The following is a 23851-nucleotide window of genomic DNA, read 5'->3' on the forward strand; positions in this document are numbered from 1 at the left end:
GGAACGACAATGCAACAGTTTTTCGATGACATGCTTAAAAAGAGACTTCGTGATGAAGGACTCGACCCAGACGAACCTTCGTTGTTGGACGCCCCGTTTTACGCAGAAATAAAAAATGAGAGAGTGTTCTACAAGCATATTTTCGTCACGTTGGATTATTACATCCGCCAGGAATGGTTTCCTAACGTGACTGTAGCGGGGGCGAGAGGGCGGTTCGATCCGCAAGCGAAGTGGGATGGAAAGCCAGTCGATGCGAACGATCTGATCGAGGAAATTCGGCTAGAGACATTCAACGAGCTAGCGGGTACCCCATGGGACGACGAGCCGAAGTACAGTTACGAGAATATTAAGAACAAGCTGTTCGGCACGAGTGGGCTGCGCGATAATTTGAATCAGCGTGTCGGCTTTGATACTTCGTCGTACCGGCAGTTTCAGAAGTACGAGGAGCTCAAGTTACTCAAAATTATGTACCGCACCGAAAAACATCACAGTGAAAAGGTGAACATCACGAAACTGCTCGGTGACTTATCTCTCGAAATCGTCGACCGGAGTGTCTTAGGCGAGATGAGCGTTCATGGCAATGTCGTTACGGAGTTGTTGACGCAAGTACATTTAGCGATAGAACAGGGGTTTCCCGCCATCGCGAATCAAGCGATCATCGACTTGACGATGGCTTGGAACGAAAAGTTGCTACAAATCGGTGCACTAACTTACTCGCCACTACCGAGGGAAGTCCGTATGGCGGAACTAGAGCGAATACGGGACTATGGGAAGTTACTTTTGGAAAGACTGGACGAGCCACAACCGGTGTCCGACAAAAATCTGCTTGAGTCATTCTATTTGCGAGTGCTCCAATTGAAGCAAATCGCACGGACTCACGACATCGATCGGGTTACAAACTTCATTAACGGCTCCAAACAGACAAAGGACCTCAGAAAACAAGAAGTACGGATGATACCTTTCCCCCCTTCAATTATCATGGACTCAGTTACGTTCGTACGGGAGTACATGGATGCTGTTGCAACGTTTATCTACCCAGGTGAGAAGATAAATGATAAGCATAGGCGATTTTTGTTGAAACAGGCAACTGCCGTTCCCGAAATGTTGGCGCTGTACAATAAGCAAAAGATGGGGGATCAGCAGAAACTGACCCCGCTCTTCTTGCTCAGCTGCTTGCAGGAAATTGAGCTTAGTCACTCCTTGAGTGAGGGGGATGATGAGAACGCCTTTAAGAATGAGTACTATTTAGCAGACGGGAAACCGCGCACGCTAACGTCTATTTTAAAAAAGTTGACGAAACAGATGAATGTCGAGGAAGTGTTTCAACTGGTTTGGACAATCAAACTGGAACGAAGAATTAACGCGAATCTGGGAAGGCTGGACGAGTACTTGCTGCTGGTGGACATCGGTACCGTTTGTAATCAAATGATTAATAAAACGATGCTTGTTCCTGATTTAGGCACAATGCGCGTATGGAACGAATTTTTGTTGTCGCAGATGATCGTAAACGAGACTGTACCAATCGTACTGGCAGCTGGAGAGTTCGACCGTATTATAACTCAGATGACAGGGCTATCCTGCGAGATTAGGACGGTGAGGCTGTTCTCGTTTTTTACGAGCGATGCCATATCAAATGCGCTGATGCAACCAATCTTGCGTAAAATCAAATCGGCGATGCTGGAACCGCGGCAGGAAGAACTGCAGGTAATGAATTTCAATTTGTTTGAAGAGGAGTTTATCCTCGGATTTTTTATCGATTTGGCCAGAAGAACGTTTGTTTTGCAGTTTTTCATTCCTAGAACTAAAGACGAAGAATGTAAGTTGATGGTGAATGCGGGTTTGGGAAAGTTCGCAAACGGTCACGAACGGTTTGCTAACATGTAAGTTTATGGCTGCAACTGGGCGATCTGGAAGCGACGGCCGAAAATCAACCGTCTGTTTCTATTAAATTTGGTCATGTGCTACGATTTCGTTAGGGACACTTTGACAGAAAAACATTTAAGAAGAAAATAACGAATTAGACTGGAAGATAATAATTTAGACGAAGTTACGATTGGAGGAGAACTAAATGATTGATAATGATATTAGAAAAAATCAACATATTGTTCCTCATACTTATCTATTAAATTTTGCTGAGAAAGGAACTGTGAAAGCTTACGTATATGATAAAGTGGAGGACTACTTTTTTCCAAAGGCAACAAATGTGAAAAAAATAATAAGAAGGAGATATTGGTACGATATTGATTTTCAAGGACTTGAGAGTCTACCAGAATATAAAAGAAAAGGTATACCTCTTGAATTTCACTCACAAAAGCAAATAAACGAAAAAATTCTTTCGATGTGCGAAGGACATTTGCAAAAAATTATTGATTTGGCAAAAAGTAGTGCCACCCATAGCACGCTAAATAATTGGTTCATTCGATATATGATTTATCAGTTAGTTGTTATTCAAATGCTAAGAACTGTGAGTGGCAAAAAAATGCTTTTAGAAATAAAAAGTAAGTTGAGCGGGAAGAATTTAGAAGATCAATTTACTAACGTTCTGTTTTTAAAAGAATTGTTAGACATATTGAATGATGAACGCGAAAGCACTTTCGTAAATTTTTTATTTAACGAATTTAACCATGTGAAAATTGGGAAAAATACAACTACGTGTTCTTTGATCACGTCTGATAATCCAGTCTTATTTATTCAAAATTACAAGAGTTCTGGAAAGAATGCACTATATTATCCATTGAGTACAGAGTGTGCTTTAATACTAACCTGTTCTGAAAATGTAGATAACAATTTTCTTTCAGAAGAGGAAGAAAACGTTCAAGAGTTATTAAATGAGAATGATGTAAGGATATTAAACTCAATGATTTTTATATCTGCAGATCAATTTATAGTCTCCAATACTAAGCTCTCAGAAACCGAAGTACTAACATATAGAATATTCCAGGAAAAGATTCGTTCCGAAAAAAATTAGATACAGAATTGTAAGGCAATAGTTAGTATGACTTACGTGCTCGTTAGTTCAACTGACACAGTCCAGAATATGTCTTCGTTAGAAACACCTCCCGGGCCTACTGTTGGAGGTGTTTCTTTAAAGGGGTCATAGGTTTTCGAGGCACATATACTTTATAAAAATATACTTGTTTCCACGTATATGAACCAGTAGTACGGGAGTTCGCGGCTTGGCGCCGATACCTGCTACCTTATCCATGCTGATCACCGTTTCTCGTTTGATCGGCTGCCGTTCCTTAGTTATTGATTTTTTTGCCTGCACCCAGGAAGTTCCTTACTTTCGATCCCGCTCCTCCAAGACTCTCCTCAGCTTGACTTTATTATCCCTGCAGCTACCAACGTACTCAGCGAATTTAGGCTCCAGTGAAGATCTTCAACTTTTGTTGCACCTACAGGATTGTTTGTGTTGACTTCGACTGTGGGACATGGTTTTCCCATTTCGGCCGGTTTTGTTTTTGCGCAAAGCGCGCGGCGGCCCCCCCGACGGACGGAATAAGAACCTTGGTACGGATCTAGTTGCAGAGTTTAAATCTGCGACTAGAAAAGAATAAAACCAAGGGATAAAACCGGATAAAGTTGCAGATTAGTAGACTGCTACTAGGTACGAATCTAGATACAGAAGAGTAGAAATACCGGCGGAAATGGGATAGATAAGTAGAACACTAAAGTAGCACTAGTTAGGCTATATATACGTGTTAACAAGTATATTGATTGAAAGCTTATTTGTGATATAATGGGTATATAGGGGAATACACGTTTGGATGAGTGGAGGTATGATGTTTGGAGAATACAGATAATGAAAGAAATGAACGTCACTTTGCTCCGCTGCTTATTTCCATTGCTGCACTCGGACTAACAGGTGCGAAGAGGGATCAAGTGATTGGGAACTATCGATTCATGTATGTTACCGAACAAGGATTTGCCTATAAACACTTATGGACACGAGAGTACGTATATATCACGGAAGCGGGAATTTGTTGCTCAGGGCAAATCAACTTGATGGACATCCCCCTCCCTGCCGAATCTATGCAGAATAAGTTACGATCAGACATTAGCGAAAGGCGGACTGGAGAATGAGATTTGATAAAGGTGATCCGGTCCAATGGACCTCTCAGGATAGAGGTTTAAGGAAAGAGATGAGTGGCACTTTTATAGTTCGAATACCTTCCCATATTGATTATCGACCGTTTCTGCCACCTGAGACGCCTATTGGTGATATTAAGACGAATACTCCTCGCAGCGATATCGAACGAGCACTAGTCGAAGTACTACAAGGTGACGGTAAACTTTTTTATTATACACCACAATTTAGCCTGCTTCGCAACATAAATGGAACCATGAATGCAACAAACGAATAGAAGGGAGATGCTTTATGGCTCGCAATGAAAATCCGATTGAAAAGCAAGAGTCGCTTGGTTATGTCATTAAAGTTCAACAGGTCATCGATTTTATCGTATTATCGGAGCTGCAGGACGGAGAACTCTACGCCAAGGAACTTGAAGAATGTATTATCTTAGCATTAGGTGGATCGGTTGGTGTGAATGATGGGTATTTGAGCCAACGACTTAAGACGCTCGCGGAGCAAGGTCATGTGACCAGGAAGTGGGTTGGAGATAATCGTTATAACCGGTACTATCGTATCACAGACGTCGGAATCGATTATTTCAAGAGCTTGATGCGCGAGCTGCCCGATCGTGTAAAACGCGCGCAGCACGTCTATAACCGATTCGAAACCTATATGGACAAGTACGGAAAGATGAATCTGAGCTAAGAGAGGAGCCTTTGTGTGGATCCATTTGATTACGCTAAAGCAATAGAGCTTATCAAAGCCCCGTTTCCTTCTGGAACCGTTCAGAAGAGGGGAGACAACGGCAGAGCATACATCCCTAACCAGGTTTATACCGATCGCGTTGAAGCTGCGACAGGCAGCATGTGGGACCGTGAAATTAAGGAAGTCGAGATAAACATACCACATGGATACGTGAAAGTCGTTGCACGCGTGACCATTGGTGAGCATTGCCGGGACGGTATCGGTTTTTCAGAAATCGAGACAGATCAGAACGGCAAAGGAAAATCATTGGCCAATAAAGTGGACCAAGCCTTTGCGGAGGCAGTTCGTGAAGCCCTGGATACTTGGCAAATTGGTTGGAAAGATCTAGCCCCTTATAATCAAGCAGAAAAAGATTGGGGTAGCAATCCTGCTCTTCGTCACTTGCTTAATTCTACTCCCTCTTCAGGAGGCCGCGATCCGGACAATCAATCACGAACTTTCGTTGTTCACTGTTGCATTTTCTCTGGTTGCGGTAAGCAACTGTCACGAGATGAATGGGATTTCCTGGGGTTAATTCCCTCTCTAAACCGCGAGAAAATGGTTTATTGCTTCCAACATATTCCTAGTCACATAAAGAAGAAAGCTCCAGCTGAGGTAATCGTTAAGTATGAAGACAGAATTAAGTCTAAATGATGAATGTAGCCAGCAGCTTCAACTCCATGAAGGCTCGCGCTTTTTATAGTGTCCTCGCTAGATGTGAAAGTGAAGCTGCTTCGCTTCAAAAGAAGAAAGGCAAGTATTGTACTGTAGAGCAGCATGACGAATCCAATTGACTAAGGTGGTGTGATGATCAAGCAAAACTTATATTGACTGCTATGAAAGGAAATGAAGTTTCATAAAATGAATTGAGAAGAGACTAAGTCACAATTTAAAGAAAATGCTTCGCTTAATTGTTGTATATTAGTATACTAATATACATACAACTATTGGGAGCGATGACCGTTGGATGATTTTATAAATAGGGCCCTGGGGAGTGGAGGGCACTTATCTAAGCTTGTTAAAGGTTATAGCCCGCGAGCCCCTCAAATTCTAATATCGACAAAGGTGGGTCAAGCCCTTGAACAAGGACAGCATTTATTAGCCGAGGCAGGTACCGGTACTGGGAAGTCACTAGGCTATTTAATACCTGCTGCGAAGTGGGCAGTTTCAAATCAAAAAACAGTCGTAATTTGCACGCATACGATCCCCCTTATGACTCAAATCGTAAATGAAGAGTTACCACGAGTAGAACAAATTCTCAGTATGGAGAAGAAAAATCTCCGCTATCAGCTCGTCAAAGGGAAATCACATTATGTCTGCAACACAAAGCTTGAGGCATTATGGCAAGAAACACTTCGAAGTGATAACCAGGAATCTAAGGTCGTTCAAAAGATATTCAAAAAGGTTAGCCAGGAGCGTGTTGCCGATCGTGCAGGACTTGGCTTTGATATTGATGACTCGCTTTGGAACAAAATCTCTGCCTCATCCTGTATTGCTATTACGAAGCCAGATAACTGCCTTTTGGAAGAGCTTAAAGAGAAAATGCAGAAAGCACATATCATTGTCACTAATCATGCTTACTTTTTCAGTGATCTGATCATGCGGAAAAAAACTGGAAACGGTTCGCTTCCATCTTATGATGCCGTCATATTCGATGAGGCTCATGAGATTGAGGATGTATGCTGCAACATTTTTGAAAAAAAAGTCGATGTGAAACGCTTCGAAACACTTTTCGATTATTTGTTTAAAAGAGAATCATTTTGTGCACTAGATCACAGTACTCAGCTTGATTTAACGCAAATGCGGCAAAATATCGAAAAGACGCTCGATGAGTTATATTCCAAAATCAATAAGAGCATGGACAACAATGCATTTAAACTTATGGATGAGAAAATTGATGTGGCCTCCGTGTGCCAGGCACTTACAGAGTTTATCGAACGTGTCAAAAGCTTAAATATCCGCGGTATATCTGACATCCTTGAAAGACTGTTTGAAGGAAACGATGACCTTGATTTCATTGGTGAAAAAGAGAAAAAATCATGGGGCTATTGGGTGACCATTCAGGGAAGAGATCATATAACACTTCATGCTGCTCCATTATTTCCTAAAGTCGTCCTAGCTTTCGGATTGTTCGACAAAGTGCCTGTCGTACTTACTAGTGCTACTATGTCAACCAACGGCACGTTTTCTTTTTTTGCCGGAAGGATTGGTGTAAAAGATTACGATAGCGTGATGGTTGGCAGCCCCTTTGATTATGAGAATAAGACAATGATAATTTGTCCCGAAAATGCTCCAGATCCGAGCAGTGAGGAATTCATCCCTTATACCATTGAAGCACTTGAAGAAATTTTAATGTACTCGGGTGGACGGATGCTTGTGTTGTTTACTAGCTTTGATACTATGAATCAGGTCGCTAAGAAATTCCAACAACATTGTACCGATTACGGATATTGTTTGCTTACTCAGTATTCTGGCTGTGACCGGGAGAAGATCATCCATCAACTCAAAACCGATCCACGTACGATCGTATTCGGCTGTACAAGCTTTTGGACGGGGGTAGATGTTCCGGGTGATGCGCTAACAACACTAGTCATTCCGAAGTTACCATTTCCAATGCCAAATGAACCACTCATACAAGCGCAGCTTGAACTGATTGAGAATGCCAAAAGAAGCAGTTTCTTTGATTTCATGTTTCCTAAGATGATGATCAAGCTAAAACAAGGCTTCGGCCGTCTGAATCGTTCAATCCATTGCCAGGGAGCAGTAATTATTTTGGATAATCGGATGCGAACGAAACGTTATGGGAAAATGGTTATTAAAAGCTTACCTAAATGCAAATATTCTGGATCCTTGCAGGACATGATCCACATATTACCTGTATAGAAAGGATTGATCACCATGATGGGGAAATCCCACCTGATAATCAGTACTGGTATCACGCTTTCCATTATTGGTATGGCAGACTATAAGATTTCACTTCCAGTTGCTGCAGTAACTGCAGTTAGCGCGCTTCTACCAGATATTGACGAACCAAATTCCCTACTTGTGTCACGAGCCATCCCTAAACGCCTCATTCAGTTATTCAAGGTCGCGCTTGTTGGTCTAGGCGCATCTGTCTACTTTCTGGGTCAAGCTTTTGCTCCATGGAATATTCTACTAGCCTTGTTGGTAGGACTCGTTTCCTTCATGCCTACCCGCTCCCTTCGAAACGTCGTAATGATTCTGATCGGTGCTGGTCTCATCGTATTCGGTCATTCTCTTATGCCGTGGAATTATCTGATCGGCTGCTTGTTGATTGTTTGCGCACTTTTGCCGCACCGCGGCTTAACCCATACGGTGTATGGATTAGTCGTTTGGATGTTAATTTTATATTTCTCGACTCATCAATACGATTCAGCAATTTGGATTTCAGGCGGTCTATCATACTTGCTTCACCTTTTAGCAGATTCTATAACCAATCGTGGTATACGGCCATTGCCACCATTTGATTGGCGCCTAAAGTTTAATCTGATGAGTACCGGTACGTGGAAAGGGAAAATGGTTGAAAATGGATTCATTGGTCTTACTGCCATATTAGTGTGGCTTGTATTCTTCCGTGATCTGAATATATAACAACCTTTTTTATAAGTGAGGAGTCCTTTTATGAATGAAAATTTGATAGATAATCCACTAATCAATAACTTCTTTTGGATGGTTGGAGCTCGTTTTTCGTTAACAAGACGTAAGCTAGAGGTTGTGCAATTTCTTTCACTTCATGGTTCCACTAATCGCGAACTATGCCACCTTCTTGGCATTTCAGAAAAAATTACACAAAATCACATTTCAAATATTCAAATCAAACTCAATGCCCGCTCCAAAAGTGAAATACAGACAGCAATTTTTCGTGATACCTTACTACCGATGTTCATGAGCACTAGACATGCAAATGAAAGGAGTTTTTCATATGGGCCTACTCTTTCAAGTCAACCAAAAAATATTGGAGTCGGTTAAGTCTGATCCGAAAGCAAGATTACAACTGCGTCGAACTATTAATGAACTTACCAGCCTCAATGGTAAACCTAATGCTGACTCGCGTTCCAATGACAAACTCAAAAATTCTCAGCAAAACAATGTGAAATAATTCTATCGAGTCTCCTGAGTATGAATAATAGATTATTATATATTTCTAAAAGCCCGCTTTGCGGGCTTTTCCATCTTTATCCTATCATGTACGTATGTTATAATGATCATATTACGAGCAAAACTAGAATTTTCTTTGCTGTCATTGATTCAGCAAAGAGCGGGTAGAGGCGGTCACTGATCGTCATTAAACAGTAGGGTGTAGTAACCGGAGAACATCAAGTATGCCTATTTCGGCATGCTTTTTTTGTTCCCGGTTTTTTTTATGCCCAAAAATCGGAGGAGACATAAAAATGAGGATCAACCTAGCAATGTTGAAGGAATGTTTACCTGTACCTGAAGCCTACATACAAAAGTATACGCCAGGCTTATTTCGCGCAATAGAAGCTGCTCACTACAATAGCAACAGCGCAAATGTTGACTGGAGTATGTTCACATTGTCAGAAGCTGAGCAGGCTCTTGAGCACGCTATGAACTACGTAGATAGCGAGTATGTGGATTATGAGCTTGAATTTCAGGATGGTTTGGATTCATACCCGAATGAAGGCAACGCCATTCATGAGTATCTCCATAATACTGAAGTTGTTTACGCGATTAAGCACTCAGTCCCGGAGAAACAAACAGAAAACGTCGAGTTCTTCTAAGAGAGGTGGAGGTAATTTGGAAAAAGCATATATGTGTGCAGAACAGGTTAGTCAAATGCAGGCGCAGTACGATGCGATGAACCTCATCAAAATTGCGTTTGACGCGGGTTGCGATGTGGTATCCAATCCCATCGATTACTATGTGTATCAGTTTGGCAACCAGGCAGATGTATTTGAGCAATGTATGTCGAGGATTTTTGGTGAAGTTAATCATACTTTTAATGGTGTAAATGAGTACGGATCCTCACAAATGAGTATTCGTATACCAATGCCAGAGCTCCGGGAGTTTTTCTTAATCATCAATCATGACGAACATAGAAAATACGTGACCATGTTTCAGAACATGATGGCTCACAGCGACGAATATTTCTGCGAGTTCGAAATGGAGGGCACGGTTGAGAATTCCAGCCTTCACATCACAATGACAAATGAAATGGGTCTTTACTCGCCTATGCTCAAGCAATTAGTGGCAATTCGAACGTTAGTCCGAGAGGAAATCTGCAAACGTAAGCAGATGATTGTTAACGGGCTGCAGAATGTCGTACTTTCTAAAATGGTCTTTGATCGTCTTGGTATCACTGTCGAAATTTCGTTGCAAGATGACGTCAATGTAGTTTTCTCCAGGATTTTAGAACTGCTGGAGGTAAACCATGTTTTTGGACCAAATGACGCATTCTCATACGTAGACATGATCGATACGCTAAGTACGATTATTAATCAAGGTGCAATTCATAATCACAGAGGGGAAGTGGCAGCGTGAGTAATACATCTGCGCTAATAGAGAAAGAAACAGGCACAAAAATGGTCATAACAATTCAAGATCACCGTATGCCGTCGATAGAGGAGTTTTCAAATGGAGTCAGCCTAGGGAGTGGGGCTTACTCACATGAAGCTGTAGCTAGAGCCATTTTGCAGTCCGTGGAGTATGACGCAATTCAAATAACACCTATCTTGCCAAAGAACACTATCATGTATTTTGAAGGACCGATGCAACGCTATGTTGTGATGGAAATACCTGCGCATAAACGCAATGCTTTCTATCATAGTGCAGTCCTGAAAAATGTTCCGTTCCCACGGCTTGTCATGATTTTCAAAATGCAGAATCAACAAGAGAAGCTGCATATTCAGGATGTCTATGTGGCAGCGCTCGAGAGCAATACGATAAATCTTGAAGAAGCGGCACTCAATTTCTACCCCTACACAAATGTTCAAAATGACTTCTCTGTGTGCTGGGGTGGACAGCAGCTACCTGTTATCGAACGCATATCGCAGCTCACCACGTTTCCGGATCTATTCTTTAATTCACCGAACTCAGATTGCTATTATCACTCTGCTAATAACAGCAAAATGACGTACCGTGAGCTTATTGAATCGATAAAAAACAAGAAGTTTCCGGATGAGTACTTGAAACCAACAGGCTATACATTCCTGGAATGGGTCAAAAAGTTGACATCCTCAATCTAGTTTAATGGATGGTAATTCAAACACATAAAATTTATGGAGGTTTTTAAATATGTCTGATCTGTTTTCATACTTTGGTATTGATGATTCTACTGCTGCTACAAAACCGGCTAGCATTCCCTCAAGTGAAGGGGAAAAAGCACCTACGGCGCCAACTGCACATGCTTCAGATGATTGCTCTGGTGCAGGGCCCGATCGCAATAAAGTCGTTTATCTCGCGTCCGACCGGCTCAGGGGTAATAAGAGCCCATCTGATCAACAACAAGACGATTGCGATACACAGGAAAGCAGAACGAATGACCACACCAATGAAGATGAAGATCTACTTAAAGATGAACCTGATGTGGACGATTCCAAAGCCGACCTTGCTGAACTTGGCGGTAATTCCGCCAATACGGAAATCATCAAATCGGATTCAAAGCAAGCGGTAATCGCAGGGAGCTCCGAACCCAAAAAGGAAGAGAAGAAACCAGTTTTCAATCATGTCACGTATATCTGCTATGCAGGACATAAATTCCTGATCACTAAATTTTTCGATCAAGAAACACTGGCCACTCTCGATCTAGAGAACGTTCGTAAGCGTTTGGAGAAAGACTTTCCGGAGCTGTCGAAACAGCGGACTAAAATGGAGTGGGATGGTGCGCTTTGTTCCTAGTCAAACAACGTAGAAATACGTAACAAAACTAGGGGAGTAACATTATTTAGCCGGGGCTGGGTTGCTCTTTACCCCCGACTAGGGGGATACTACGTCCCCTTAGCGGGAAAAGGAGAGATGTAATATGACATCTGTAAAACAACCCTGCGAAATAGGTAAATGCGATTGGTGTGATGCTGAAGATGTATATGTTAAGCCAGGATACGATAGTTGGGGTACGCATGTTGCCGACCAGTGTTTCTTTGGGTGCAATGACCCAAGAAACTTCCCCGACGTAATGTCCGAGGATATTTCCGTCCTTCAGGTGGAAAAGATCGATCATATCGAATGTTATGAATCAATATGGTCTGCTTCCCTGTCTATAAACGGAATGCCCCGAACTATTCGCCTCACACGATACAATGCAGAAACTGATGAAAATCTTCGTGCTGCTATTGCATCTTGTCGTAACAGTGAGGAAATTATCCGACTCAATTGCTGTATCTTTCATAACTAGGCAATACCAACCCAGTCCCTAATAAAAATGTTGCTCTAACTTCATATCTGAATAGGCGGGGGAAGTTCCCGCTAAAGAACGAATGTTGGCGTTCTTTCCCTGAGACTCCGACATGCACTAAGAATTTACTATCATAGTGTATGAAGCTCGGTAAAGTCGGTAAAAACCAGACCTGCGAAGTGGTTAGGGAAGTAACCGGGGGGCCACGAAGCTTACTATGCCTAATGCAAGATAACGCGTGAATCTCTCTATGTAAGGCTCGTAACTCCAAGGACATTTAATCAGAAAATGTTCGCCCATTATGTGGGTTCAATCGCGAATTCTCGCATCGTCCCGCGAGGATTCATACCGTTCGGAAATGATCGGTGCCTTTAGTCCCCCAACAATGGGCAAAAAGGTGATTGGCGGGTCATAGGAGAAGGCTAAGGTAAGCGGTAAGGCTAAGATATGCGGAACAAAGGAACTTCGGAAGAGGATGCTAAAGGGAGTAAAACCTGATGCCTCTATTCGGTAGGTAATGACCGATGAATCCGAAGGACGGCAGCCCGTAGTAGCGTTGAAGCAGGGTAATGCCTGTGGAGCGAAGGGGCATAGTCAATTTGTTTGTGCGAGCCACAATACTTGTCGAGGAAGCCGTTGTGCATACCTGACTAACGTCAGCTACGGCAAATCCTTCAAGGAGGTGGTCGCGCTGGCTCAAAAATTCGACTATCCGAAATCCGAAAACGACCTTAGGACGGTAATTGATACGTTATACGCGGAGTCAAAAAGAGCAATTGAAAACGACGACCTGCCACGATTCAAAGGTCTGTTAGAGATCATGAGCGCGGAAACCACGATCCTTAAAGCTATCCATAAAATCAAAGCCAACAGGGGTAGCAATACTCCCGGTTCTGATGGGGAAGTAATGAGGGAAAACATTCTCGAAAAAGATTACGAGGAGATCATAGCCAGAGTTCAGAACGGATTGTTAAACTACCGTCCACTCCCGGTCCTAAGGGTTTTTATCCCGAAGCCGGGTAAGACGGAGAAACGACCGCTTGGTATTCCCGCTATCATCGACCGTATCATACAAGAATGTGTCCGCATGGTCATAGAACCGATTTTGGAAGCCCAGTTTTTCCGGTATTCCTACGGATTTAGACCAATGCGTGACGCTCACATGGCTATCGGCAAGCTCACTACCACGATTCACCGGACCGGACATCACTGGATTATCGAAGGCGATATCAGCAAATTCTTCGACAACGTTAACCATTCCATTCTTCTAAAGAAGCTATGGCATATGGGTATACGGGATAGAAGAGTTCTGATGATCATTAAAGGCATGCTGAATGCAGGAATCATGGATGAACTGAAGGTCAACCCTTTAGGCACTCCACAAGGCGGAATCATTTCGCCTCTTCTTGCCAACGCATACCTGGACACCTTCGACCAATGGGTCACGAGAGAATGGGAAAACAAAAAGTTGAGAACCTCATATTCCGATCTGAGCAATAAACGGAAAGCCATGAGGAAGACCAACCTGAAACCTGCCTATCTCGTTCGGTACGCTGATGACTGGGTTCTCGTTACAGCATCCAAGAGCAGTGCAGAAAAGTGGAAAAGACGTATTGCAAAATTCCTAGATGTGAAGCTGAAACTCAAGCTTTCAGAGGAAAAGACGCTAATTACGAACGTCAGCAAGAAATCAATTCACTTTGTCGGATTCAAGCAAAAAGTGGTAATAGGAAATTCCAGAAAAGGTTGGGTGCCAAGAATAAGGCCCAATCCGGAGTAATTAGAAGGAAAAATTGTTGAGATTCGACGCGATCTAAAGCGGATCAAGGGCTTCCGACTGATGGGTAACAAAACCCTCAAGGAAGGTCTGGTCGACGAAATCAACAACCTGAACTCTAAAATCCGTGGAATAATCCAATACTACGAGATTGCAACATGGGTCAATGTGGACTTAAAGAAGCCAAGTGCTTTTCTAGTCCACGCCAGCTATAAGGCTATCAAACGATTCGGCGGAAAATTCGTTCCTGCTAATGAGGTCAGTAACCTTCAATCTGTCCATGCCACATATACGCAAAAGATTCCCGCTATCGAGTATAACGGGCATCTAGTCGGTATAACCGCCCTTAGCTTCTGCAAATGGCGGGGAATGGACTACAAAATTCAGGAGGAAACACCTTATTCGCTGGAAGGAAGGGAAATATACGCAATGCGTACAGGCAAAAAGTCGGTATCATCTAAAGCCGATGAATTGCTCAGTCTTGAATTCTCTCGGTTAATTAGCCTCGGAATGACCAAGAAACTGTACAACTTTGAATACTTCCTCAACCGACCGTATGCCTTTAGGCGAGACAAGGGCAAATGTAGGATATGCTCGGAGGAACTTTTTCCCGAGAACGTACATATTCACCATATTAACCCGAATCTACCCATGGCTCTTGTTAATCGCGTAATGAACCTCGCCAGTGTCCATAGCAGCTGTCACCGCATGATCCATTGCAGTGACGACTACGGTTATCTGGGTAAGAAGTTTTGGGGTAAAATCGTTGATTTCAGAGAAAAGTTGGAGGGCTCGCTACAGACCTGTTGATGGAGCGCCGTGTGCGATGAAAGTCGCACGCACGGTGTGAAACGGGGGAAAAGAGAGGCGTAATGGGTAAAGCCAACGTCTACTCTTACCTATCGTTACAGAAGAAGAACATCATCTGCCCCATGGTCACCGGCGGTAAAAAAGGAGCCTCATTCAGCCAAGGGCTGAAAGGCTTCTTTTTTCGATCAAAAGATCTCTTTGAAAAGATAGAACCTATCAACATACTTGCTGCACGAGATGGGTATTACGAAGTACGTGAAAATGCAATTGGTGTATTCATCGCTAAGGCACCTATAGTAGAGGAATTAGAGTCTTGCCACGATGGATTCAAGATGAAGCTGCCGAAGATACCGGAATATCTATTTGCACAATTGATTTCGTTCTTTTCAGATTACGCCATGCACGAAGTTGAAGTAATGGGCGTTTTCTATTGGGATACGGAAGATGAACGTTACGTCCTGGATGTACCATTCCAAATTGTTACAAAGGTTTCCATCGATCCACATTATAGTGAAGTTCCGTTGCACTATATCAAGGTTGCGGAAATCCATTCTCATAACACAATGGAAGCATACTTCAGCAACGTAGACAATGAAGATGAGTTAGGTACAATGTTATACGGTGTGGTTGGGCGCCTGCAGCAGGGAGTCTGTCAGATCACTTACGATCTTTGCACCCGTGCTGGGGTAGCCGGTCGATTTATTCCCATCAAGCCTAACGCCATTGTTGAAGGAAACTATCCAGAGGATAAGATAAAAGTGCTTGATCCTGTTTCTTATCCAGAAGGATGGAACAAACGTGTTCATATGAAATTTAGACAATTAACTAATGGAGGAATTTAATATGATTAATATACTCGGGTATCACGATAAAGATCCAGTTCAAGCTTACGGAGAATCAAAAATATCCAAGATATACTATTACATCGTAATGATTGGCTGTGGAGGAAACGGGGGCTACGCCGTACAGCGTATTGCTAAAATGATGAGTGCATTTACAGGCGTATCCTCATTTCTCATGCTTGCTGATCCGGATACTGTAGAAGAAAAAAATCTACTTCGGCAGCCATTTATCGGCACCGATATCGGAAAGAAAAAAGCTGATGTACTGGCAAAGCGATATGGTGGGACTTACGGATTGAAAATAGGATCATACTCCGAAGCATATATCGAATCGATCGAACAACTGGATAGCCTCTTCTCACATACTGATTACTTAAAAACAAGTGGCAAGCATCTTCAGAAGGTGTTGATCGGGGCAGTTGATAATGACTTCTCCCGCAAGATTATGAATGATTACTTCCAAAAGTCCGATGACCTGATCTACATTGACGCAGGTATCGAAGGTGTTTTTATACCCAGTGGGAACAGAGAGCCCGAAAAATGGACGAAAGAAGAAAGACAGGAGCATGTCGATAGTGGTTATTCGGGTCAAGTCGTCGTAGGCTTGAAGAAAAAAGGGAAGGTCATCCTACCGCCTCTTGATGAAGTTTATCCAATAGATGCTAAGGATGCGATTCCACCATCTCACAGCTGCGGCGTCGAACCCTACCAGCCTCAACGCATGATCTCAAACGAGAATGCTGCTTTACAGATATCTACCGTTATCAATGAGCTATTTGCTTCTGATAGCATTCTGATCCATGTTTCTAATTTTTCCAGTAGGACAGGTAATTGCCGTCCAGTTTATGTGGATGAGGCTACAATGAACCCTAACCGCAACGTATGACGTTAATTATTTTGCACTGAGCATTTTATTTTTATAGCTAAAAACCGAAAGGGACGCGATAGCGTCCTTTTCACTTATGTGCAGGAAATAGCTGTCTTCATATACATTCGACAACTTCTTCTCTTTTTAATTGACGAAGCAAGACAAATATACTAATATTGTCTTATTACATTGTGATTCGATTATCTTTGTCGCTGAAATTCGACAAAGAAGGTGTGAACCGGGGGAACCCGGTATATATATTAGGGCTTTTTTAGCTATGGAGACGCATGACACCTTTGGTGTCTTTTTGTGTTTCTATAGCTTTTTTTTTGCCCAAAACAGGAGGTTATCAATTGGCGTCTTCAAAGGGATACAAAGCGATAGTCCATTTTTACCTGCAAAAAGGCTGTTGGAGTATTCACGTTCAGTCCTGCTGTTACCAAGGTCAATATGTCATTATTCAAGGTCATTGGGAAACTGAGGTCAAACCAAGCCGCAAAAGTAACCCCAGAGGTTGGGTAACAGCGCGATCCCATCAGGTCACATATTTTTGTATGGAGGATGCTCTGCAACCCGAATACCGAAAGAGCATAGAAGACGCTCTGCTACGCGCAGGTGACCGACTCAGGTATGACAAGTTGAATATGTCGTTCAATCTCTCACGCGGTCAATATGGCCTATTGTTCTCACCTGAAGGGGCATTCGTACTTCACCCTCAAGAAACAACCGATCAAAACGAATTTCTGTTCTCCTTCACGGAAGGAGCGGATGCAACCAATGCCGGTTAACGTGAAGGATTGGAAAATAAAACGAAGTGCAGAAGATTATGTTCTGCCGGTACTGCCTTCTGAAATGCTCCCGCTTCATGAGTATGATGAGGTACATGTGAATGTATCTGGAGGGGCTGATAGCGTAGCTACCGTGTTGATTGCCATACACGGATATCACATTCCAAAGGATAAAATCAAAATGGTTCACATGCGTGTCGATGGCGATCCAAACGATAAATCAAAGAGACAATTGTTTGATTGGCCACAAACCGATGAGTACCTGGAGTATTTAAGCAAAACTCTGGAAATCCCCATGATAGTTATATGGGGTGACATGAGTCTCGAAGAAAGAATTCGCGATCGTGGCATGTTTCCAGACTCAAAATGCCGATTCTGTACTTCATACATGAAACGAGATGTGTATGCGAAATGGGTTCGTCAATTCGATGATTGTAAGATTCTCTTGCTGACTGGCGAACGTTCGGAAGAATCTACTGAACGAGCAGCGAAGAATGTGTTTCAGTTGCACACTTCACACGCGGTTGGAAGAAAGAATCGAGTCGTCCACTGGTTGAAACCGATTAAGGACATGCTCAAAAGCCAGGTCCGCCAGTTGGCCGCAGATCATGATATTGAGTTACACCCTTGTTATGAATGGGTCTCTCGCTGCTCTTGCAAATTCTGCATTTTCAATACCTGTTCGGAGCTGCAGCAAACATCAAAGCTGTATCCGGAAGATTGGGAGTATCTAAAGCAGATGGAGCAAGATATCGGACACACCATGAAAAGTAAGGATGGAAAATCACATTCGCTATCAGCTTTCATCAAAGAGGATCAATTGCCTTTATTTTGAAGCCAATCTCATATATTCATATTTAATTAGGAGGTAATACCGTGTCCATATTCAAGGAAAAAAAACCTAATAATCAACTCCCCATTTTGTTTGATAAAATGCAGAACATTGCTCGATCTGTTATCGTCAATCCAAAATTCCTTTCGGATTTTGAAATTAACGATCGCCTTTCAATAGAAAGATGTAACGATCCGGGACTATTCGCTTGGTATGTATACGATTGCGGAACACATCTTTTTCCACTCAACGACATGAAACAAGTGCTATCCTTTCAACGCGAATGGTTACAAGGCCAGACCGTGCTGGAGAATAAAAAGCAAAACCCATCTGATCGGCTTTATGTTCTAAATGTAATTACTGGCGAGATTCGCCGAGTGTACGAGTACAAACACCAGAAGAATCTCAGTGATCATCTTCAGCAAGCAGCTGGATAAAGCAACGGACACCTTGAGGAGAATGGAAGCAGACAATATCGCTTCGGTTCTCCAACTAGGTGCCCGTTTAATCCGGAACCTACTACTTATAAAAAACGAGGAGGTTATTATATTATGTCTAAACAAAATGATAATAATGAATTAGTATTTCAAGTGATGATCGAGGGAGACAACGTACAAAACGACTTCATTGCCTACATCCCTGCTCTAAGACTTGGTGTTCACGGTGATACTCTTGAGGAAGTAAGAGAAAATGCAAAAGATTTGTTGTTAATGGAACTGGAAGCACGCATGAACGACGGCAGGGAAATCCCTAAGGATAACAACGCAATTATGGAAATGATTCATATTCCTCTACCTGTTAAGAAGTAATTATTCTTAATAGAAACCGCCGCCCCTGGTAAATGGGGCCTTTTTATTTCTGTCGGAAGAAAATAAAGTTATCGAATATCCTAAGTTGGCGGCCAGCTGATCCGGCTCAACGAGATCGGTTAGCCGGCGACTACCAACTTCGATATTAAGTAGCAACTCGCACTCCTCCTGAAGCGCCTGTTAGGCCATGATAGAGTCGAGTCTACACTCATATAGGGCGACGATTTACGCTTGCTTTACACATCCAGTCTAATATAGAGTTAGAAAAAAGGATGAAGGTGACCGATTTGAGCGAAAAGAAACTCAAAGATTATTTGTACGACGATAAAAAAGATCTACTTGGCAAAGGGGGGAGCGGCAAAGTATACCGTGCAACAAAGGAAAATGGGGAGCAATTTGCTCTTAAAATTTCAATACAAAAAATGCCAAAAAAAATTGAAACTGATAGCGAAAAGACAACCGAGCGACGGCTAAAACGATTTGAAATCGAAGCGCGTAAAGGCCAACAACTCATTCAAGAAGGGATGCGTGGCCTCATTCCCATTCTTGAATTTGAATGTGATCCAAAACATAGCTACTTTCTCGTCATGCCCCTAGCTGTGCCTTTATCCGATATAATAAAAAAGAAACTTGATATTTATGAACTTACTGCCATTGTGCGAGAGCTCGCTCAAGTCCTCGTAGCCTTGCATGCTCGTGAGCACAGTCATCGAGACATCAAACCTGAAAATATCTTATTCTATAATGACTGTTATTGTTTAAGTGATTTGGGTTTGCTTGCATATCCCGAAAAGGAGCATATCACACCCGATGATGAGCTCATTGGAAATCGAAAAACGGTGGCTCCAGAACTAAGAATAAACTCCAATTTTGAAAGTGATCATCGCCCTGCAGATGTATATTCCTTTGCCAAAACAGCTTGGATGATCTTAACAAATGAGGAATTCGCCTTCGACGGCCAATTTAATCCTTTAGAAAATCATAAGCTTCAGCTGATTCATTTCGAACAGCATTTTGTTGAGCTCTATGACCTCTTAGCAGATGCAACTTTTGAAGATCCTGCAAAACGGCCGACGATGAAATCGTTTTTGGAGCGATTTAATGTGTGGGAGGAGACTGCTAAAGACGAGCATAAAGCATCTAAAAGTCTTTGGCAATACATCGAGCGCACTCTCCTCAAGGAAAAGGCACCGAGTACGTTAATATGGAGAGATGCCACACAAGTGGTTGAAATATTACAAAAGCTCACTCACTTGAATTTTAATCATACATTTGTGCCCCAGGGTGGGGGAATGGACTCAGTTAGTGTCGAACACGCAACCTGGCTAAAAGAACCCAACATGATTTCACTTTCTTTTGGCTTTGGTATTAAGCATGTGTTTAAACTAAAGCGATTGGTATGGGAAGTCCCCAATGACGATCCGCTCTTTAGTTATTTTCGGTTGGAGTTTGATATCCTTGATCCTAAATTTCCCAAAGTCATCAAATACCTTCAGAATTTAGGTATTAATGGACCACCCTCAGAACTCCTTTATGTTTCTCCTAGAGGATTTTATCGTCCAGACATGCCGAAATATCAACACTTAATGCACATTTATAGGTGGTATAGCGGGGTATTTCTCATTGTCTTCAAAGGATCAATCTATAATAGTATCCAAAAAACCTATGATGGAAGACACGCTGAATTAACTACTGATGAGTTCCGAACGTACATGGAGTGCCTACAATCTGTGTATATTCATCCGATTTTAGGGAAACATTTCCGTACTCTAGCCGCTCTTAATCCGATAAATGACAACAATCTAGCACTACTTCAAGAGCTTATCACCATGAATGAGACAGATATTCGCCTCGCCTTAGCTCTTGAATAACCATATAGGGACAAAGGTATTGGAACACATTTATAAGCAATCTGCTTCTTAGTGAAATACACCTGCCGGGTGCTTCTGCCGGTGCTACCGCAGGCATCTGCCGCCGGTCGCTTAATCGTACTCCGGCTTCTATACCACGGGCTGTCAGCCCCGCTCTAAGGCCGACCTCCTGCTGCAGTTCGGTGACAGATTCCAGGATCTGCTCCTGCAGCGCATGGTAGTAAGTAAGGGAGCTTGCTCTCCCACAATAGACCAACGAGAGCCACTCATATGAGCGGCTCTTTTTGTGTTAAAAAGAAGGGGTTCTGCAAACAGGTTACAGCTGCGCTGGTGTAGTATGAGATAAATTTACATTTGTATAAAACGTTGTCCCTAACATATACTATAAGAACATATGTTCCAATTTGGAGGGATACGATGGATTTTGATATCAGCAAGCTACCTAGATATGACATTTTGTGTATTGATTTCAAAAGTTACTATGCTTCTGTTGAGTGTGTGCTGCGTGGTCTAGATCCTCTAACAACTTATTTAGTAGTAGTTGGAGATTTATCTAGGCGTGGTTCAATTGTTCTGGCTTCCAGTCCATTAATGAAATCAACGTACAAAATTAAAACAGGCTCTCGGCTTTTTGAAATTCCTCAGGATCCACGGATTCATGTTGTAGAAGCCAGGATGAATACGTATATAGATTTCTCCATGCAAGTTCCAAAAATCCTGAATCGTTTCGGACCAATGGAATGTATTTCAATTTATTCCATTGATGAAATTTTTTACACGTATGACTCTCAGAGTCTGTTTGGTGACAAGTGGACGGCAGCCAAAACAATTCAAAAAACGCTTAAATCAGAGCTCGGTTTACCAACAGCCATAGGAATCGGACAGAACTATTTTCAGAGTAAGAGCTGTCTTGATTGCATAAGTAAGCATAGTGAAGAGACTGGATATATCGCTGAGGTCACATACGAAACATTCCCTGACCTAATGTGGAAATTTCCAATCCGTGACTGCTGGGGAGTAGGACGACAAATGGAACGTAATCTTAACCGATTAGGAATTTATACGATTGGTGATTTAGCAAATGCCAATCTTCCCAAGATGAAAGCGAAATTTGGTGTCATTGGAGAACAACTCGTTTTTCATGCACGCGGAATTGATTTAACTAATCCCTATTTTAAACCTAAATTAGATCAAAATGCCATCACTCAGAAAGGTTTTGGGAGCGGCATTACTTTAATGCGTAATTACGAGGGTGAAGATATCATTACCGCTCTGCTCGACCAAACTGAAGAAGTAGCTCGCCGGGCACGCGAAGTAAAAATGAATGGAAGGACTATATCACTCTCCATTGGATACTCAGATGACGTTGGGGGAGGCGGATTCAGTATATCTCGCACGATCGCAACACCGACAAATTTGACTCGGAAAATATTTGAAGTATGTAAGGTACTCTTTTATCAGAATGATGTCAAACGACCTGTTCGTAACATTCATGTTGGTCTAACCAATTTATCAACGGATGATATTGCGCAGCTCGATCTATTTGAAGATGATTCAAAAGAGCGACAACTTATGTCAACGATGGATGAGATTCGTAATAAGTACGGAACAGCATCAGTTGTTTGGGCTCGTAGCCTAACCGATGGCGGAACAGTTATAGATCGGAGCGGGAAAGTAGGAGGTCATAAATCATGAAAGATCGCGGCCGAATAAAGTGGGCTCCATTCCTTATTCCTCAACACAAACAAAGAATTGCCCAATTATATGTTGCAGAAGACGATGTTAAGCAACCAGAATTAGACGAACAAATGCTAGATACGTTGCAAGAAACGATCTCACTGGCACTCGAGTACAACCGTGAAATTTCCATAACTTATCACAGTAATAAGCGCAATTGCATGGTGATGGGTCTAGTTCGTAAAGTTGATTTAAACACTCAAATTATAAAAATAGAATCCGTTGCTGGGAAGGAATCTTTCAATATCCCGCTTCAATCGATCATAAACATCCAGATTAAGAATTAAAGAGGTTCTACTATGTGATTAAAATCAATAGAATAAGGTAATTGAAGTGTTGCAAGGCGCGACAGCACTCAATGCAAAAGAGGCCTACTCTAAAATGCAGGGCTCTTTTTGTTATGTACAGTTATACGAAGGATATTTATTAAACTTCTGAAATCTCATACTGCATTCTGATTAACCTGCAGGATATAAGGTAAATATAAGAGAAGGAGGGATATTTAATGTGTGGTCGGTTTACAATTACAGCAGAGCTAGAGGAAATTCTAGAAACTTTCTCGGTAGATGAAAAGAAATATGATTACTCCAAAAGATATAATGTAGCGCCAACGCAGCTGATCCCTGGTGTAATTGAACGAGAGGGTAAAAGGGTGCTAGAAGGGTTTAAATGGGGGTTAATTCCTTTCTGGAGCAAGGATTCAAAGATAGCGTACAAAACGATTAATGCCCGTGCAGAGGGCATTGAAAAGAAGCCGGCATTTCGTCATTTATTAAAACGAAATCGGATTTTAATCGTGAGCAATGGCTTCTATGAATGGGAACAAGAGGTAGGAGGTACTAAGCAGCCCTATCGGTTTCAGTTGGCGACAAAAAAAGTTTATGCATTCGCTGGTTTGTATGATATTTGGCGTGATTCTAGTGGTGAAGAAATTCGAAGTTGCACAATTATAACGACAACCCCTAATCAGATTGTTTCACAAGTTCACAATCGTATGCCCGTCATTTTATCAGATACGGCTGCTGCTGAATGGTTGAACCCAAACGTTGATAATATTGAAGAAGTATTAAGCTTGCTAAGACCATACCCCGCTGACCAAATGATTAAATACCCTGTATCAAGAGAGGTAGGAAATGTGAAAAACACGAGTTCTTCATTAATAGAGGAGATCCCTCTGAATTCACTCTAAAGTATTCAACTCAAGCAAAAACCAGGTTGACAGTTTAATCAGTTAACGCTTTAACGCACTACTGCACAAAAGGCGCATTTTGTACATATGTCACTATATTGGCTTTAGGCCTTATCCTGACACATCAAATATCGCGT

General features: G+C 42.2%; 26 protein-coding genes. All 26 read left to right on the plus strand.

Annotated features, from left to right (window positions below; translation table 11 throughout):
- Nucleotides 1–9: 9 nt before the first annotated feature.
- Nucleotides 10–1884: a hypothetical protein gene (locus tag AB4Z50_RS14190; protein ID WP_441879838.1), complete on the plus strand. Its 1875-nt coding sequence runs from the start codon at nucleotides 10–12 to the stop codon at nucleotides 1882–1884.
- A 184-nt stretch (nucleotides 1885–2068) separates the two neighbouring features.
- Nucleotides 2069–2968: a DUF4238 domain-containing protein gene (locus tag AB4Z50_RS14195; RefSeq protein WP_441879841.1), complete on the plus strand. Its 900-nt coding sequence runs from the start codon at nucleotides 2069–2071 to the stop codon at nucleotides 2966–2968.
- 818 nt (nucleotides 2969–3786) lie between these two features.
- Complete coding sequence (locus tag AB4Z50_RS14200; protein WP_441879844.1) at nucleotides 3787–4083, plus strand: hypothetical protein; 297 nt, start codon at nucleotides 3787–3789, stop codon at nucleotides 4081–4083.
- Nucleotides 4084–4142: 59 nt separating this feature from the next.
- Nucleotides 4143–4364, plus strand: a complete 222-nt coding sequence (locus tag AB4Z50_RS14205; protein ID WP_441879847.1) for a hypothetical protein — start codon at nucleotides 4143–4145, stop codon at nucleotides 4362–4364.
- A 14-nt stretch (nucleotides 4365–4378) separates the two neighbouring features.
- Nucleotides 4379–4777, plus strand: coding sequence for a PadR family transcriptional regulator (locus tag AB4Z50_RS14210; RefSeq protein WP_441879850.1), 399 nt, complete (start codon nucleotides 4379–4381; stop codon nucleotides 4775–4777).
- 15 nt (nucleotides 4778–4792) lie between these two features.
- Nucleotides 4793–5470 (plus strand): hypothetical protein, encoded by a 678-nt coding sequence (locus tag AB4Z50_RS14215; RefSeq protein WP_441879853.1) that lies wholly within the window; start codon nucleotides 4793–4795, stop codon nucleotides 5468–5470.
- A complete protein-coding gene (locus AB4Z50_RS14220; protein ID WP_441879856.1) occupies nucleotides 5467–5610 on the plus strand; it encodes a hypothetical protein in 144 nt (47 codons plus the stop codon). Before AB4Z50_RS14215 ends, AB4Z50_RS14220 begins: the two co-directional genes overlap by 4 nt.
- Nucleotides 5611–5779: 169 nt before the next feature.
- Nucleotides 5780–7699 carry an ATP-dependent DNA helicase gene (locus tag AB4Z50_RS14225; RefSeq protein WP_441879859.1) on the plus strand — a complete coding sequence of 640 codons (1920 nt, stop codon included), beginning with the start codon at nucleotides 5780–5782 and terminating at the stop codon, nucleotides 7697–7699.
- 15 nt (nucleotides 7700–7714) lie between these two features.
- Entirely contained in the window at nucleotides 7715–8428 is a 714-nt protein-coding gene (locus AB4Z50_RS14230; protein WP_441879862.1) for a metal-dependent hydrolase, read from the plus strand.
- A gap of 30 nt (nucleotides 8429–8458) precedes the next feature.
- Nucleotides 8459–8806 (plus strand): LuxR C-terminal-related transcriptional regulator, encoded by a 348-nt coding sequence (locus AB4Z50_RS14235; protein ID WP_441879865.1) that lies wholly within the window; start codon nucleotides 8459–8461, stop codon nucleotides 8804–8806.
- Nucleotides 8807–9228: 422 nt separating this feature from the next.
- Entirely contained in the window at nucleotides 9229–9579 is a 351-nt protein-coding gene (locus tag AB4Z50_RS14240; protein ID WP_441879868.1) for a hypothetical protein, read from the plus strand.
- A 16-nt stretch (nucleotides 9580–9595) separates the two neighbouring features.
- Entirely contained in the window at nucleotides 9596–10339 is a 744-nt protein-coding gene (locus tag AB4Z50_RS14245) for a hypothetical protein (protein ID WP_441879871.1), read from the plus strand.
- Nucleotides 10336–11043: a hypothetical protein gene (locus tag AB4Z50_RS14250; protein WP_441879874.1), complete on the plus strand. Its 708-nt coding sequence runs from the start codon at nucleotides 10336–10338 to the stop codon at nucleotides 11041–11043. Before AB4Z50_RS14245 ends, AB4Z50_RS14250 begins: the two co-directional genes overlap by 4 nt.
- 49 nt (nucleotides 11044–11092) lie before the next feature.
- A complete protein-coding gene (locus AB4Z50_RS14255) occupies nucleotides 11093–11695 on the plus strand; it encodes a hypothetical protein (RefSeq protein WP_441879877.1) in 603 nt (200 codons plus the stop codon).
- A 1013-nt stretch (nucleotides 11696–12708) separates the two neighbouring features.
- Nucleotides 12709–13971, plus strand: coding sequence for a reverse transcriptase domain-containing protein (locus AB4Z50_RS14260; protein ID WP_441879880.1), 1263 nt, complete (start codon nucleotides 12709–12711; stop codon nucleotides 13969–13971).
- Nucleotides 13972–14031: 60 nt separating this feature from the next.
- Nucleotides 14032–14778, plus strand: coding sequence for an HNH endonuclease signature motif containing protein (locus AB4Z50_RS14265; protein ID WP_441879883.1), 747 nt, complete (start codon nucleotides 14032–14034; stop codon nucleotides 14776–14778).
- Between the two features lie 62 nt (nucleotides 14779–14840).
- On the plus strand, nucleotides 14841–15620 hold the full coding sequence (locus AB4Z50_RS14270) for a hypothetical protein (RefSeq protein WP_441879886.1): 780 nt from the start codon (nucleotides 14841–14843) through the stop codon (nucleotides 15618–15620).
- A gap of 1 nt (nucleotide 15621) precedes the next feature.
- Nucleotides 15622–16506: a ThiF family adenylyltransferase gene (locus AB4Z50_RS14275; RefSeq protein WP_441879889.1), complete on the plus strand. Its 885-nt coding sequence runs from the start codon at nucleotides 15622–15624 to the stop codon at nucleotides 16504–16506.
- Between the two features lie 335 nt (nucleotides 16507–16841).
- Nucleotides 16842–17276 (plus strand): hypothetical protein, encoded by a 435-nt coding sequence (locus AB4Z50_RS14280; protein ID WP_441879892.1) that lies wholly within the window; start codon nucleotides 16842–16844, stop codon nucleotides 17274–17276.
- Nucleotide 17277: 1 nt separating this feature from the next.
- A complete protein-coding gene (locus tag AB4Z50_RS14285; RefSeq protein WP_441879895.1) occupies nucleotides 17278–18111 on the plus strand; it encodes a phosphoadenosine phosphosulfate reductase domain-containing protein in 834 nt (277 codons plus the stop codon).
- Between the two features lie 41 nt (nucleotides 18112–18152).
- On the plus strand, nucleotides 18153–18545 hold the full coding sequence (locus AB4Z50_RS14290; RefSeq protein WP_441879898.1) for a hypothetical protein: 393 nt from the start codon (nucleotides 18153–18155) through the stop codon (nucleotides 18543–18545).
- A 114-nt stretch (nucleotides 18546–18659) separates the two neighbouring features.
- The gene (locus tag AB4Z50_RS14295; RefSeq protein ID WP_441879901.1) at nucleotides 18660–18917 is read left to right on the plus strand and encodes a type II toxin-antitoxin system HicB family antitoxin; all 258 of its coding nucleotides are present in this window, start codon (nucleotides 18660–18662) and stop codon (nucleotides 18915–18917) included.
- A 287-nt stretch (nucleotides 18918–19204) separates the two neighbouring features.
- The gene (locus AB4Z50_RS14300) at nucleotides 19205–20788 is read left to right on the plus strand and encodes a protein kinase domain-containing protein (protein ID WP_441879904.1); all 1584 of its coding nucleotides are present in this window, start codon (nucleotides 19205–19207) and stop codon (nucleotides 20786–20788) included.
- A gap of 417 nt (nucleotides 20789–21205) precedes the next feature.
- Complete coding sequence (locus tag AB4Z50_RS14305; RefSeq protein WP_441879907.1) at nucleotides 21206–22483, plus strand: Y-family DNA polymerase; 1278 nt, start codon at nucleotides 21206–21208, stop codon at nucleotides 22481–22483.
- The gene (locus tag AB4Z50_RS14310; protein WP_441879910.1) at nucleotides 22480–22812 is read left to right on the plus strand and encodes a YolD-like family protein; all 333 of its coding nucleotides are present in this window, start codon (nucleotides 22480–22482) and stop codon (nucleotides 22810–22812) included. Before AB4Z50_RS14305 ends, AB4Z50_RS14310 begins: the two co-directional genes overlap by 4 nt.
- Nucleotides 22813–23030: 218 nt before the next feature.
- Entirely contained in the window at nucleotides 23031–23714 is a 684-nt protein-coding gene (locus tag AB4Z50_RS14315) for an SOS response-associated peptidase (protein WP_441879913.1), read from the plus strand.
- Nucleotides 23715–23851: the final 137 nt, after the last annotated feature.

Source organism: Paenibacillus sp. 2TAB26 (assembly GCF_052115145.1).
In the GTDB taxonomy this organism is placed as follows: domain Bacteria; phylum Bacillota; class Bacilli; order Paenibacillales; family Paenibacillaceae; genus Pristimantibacillus.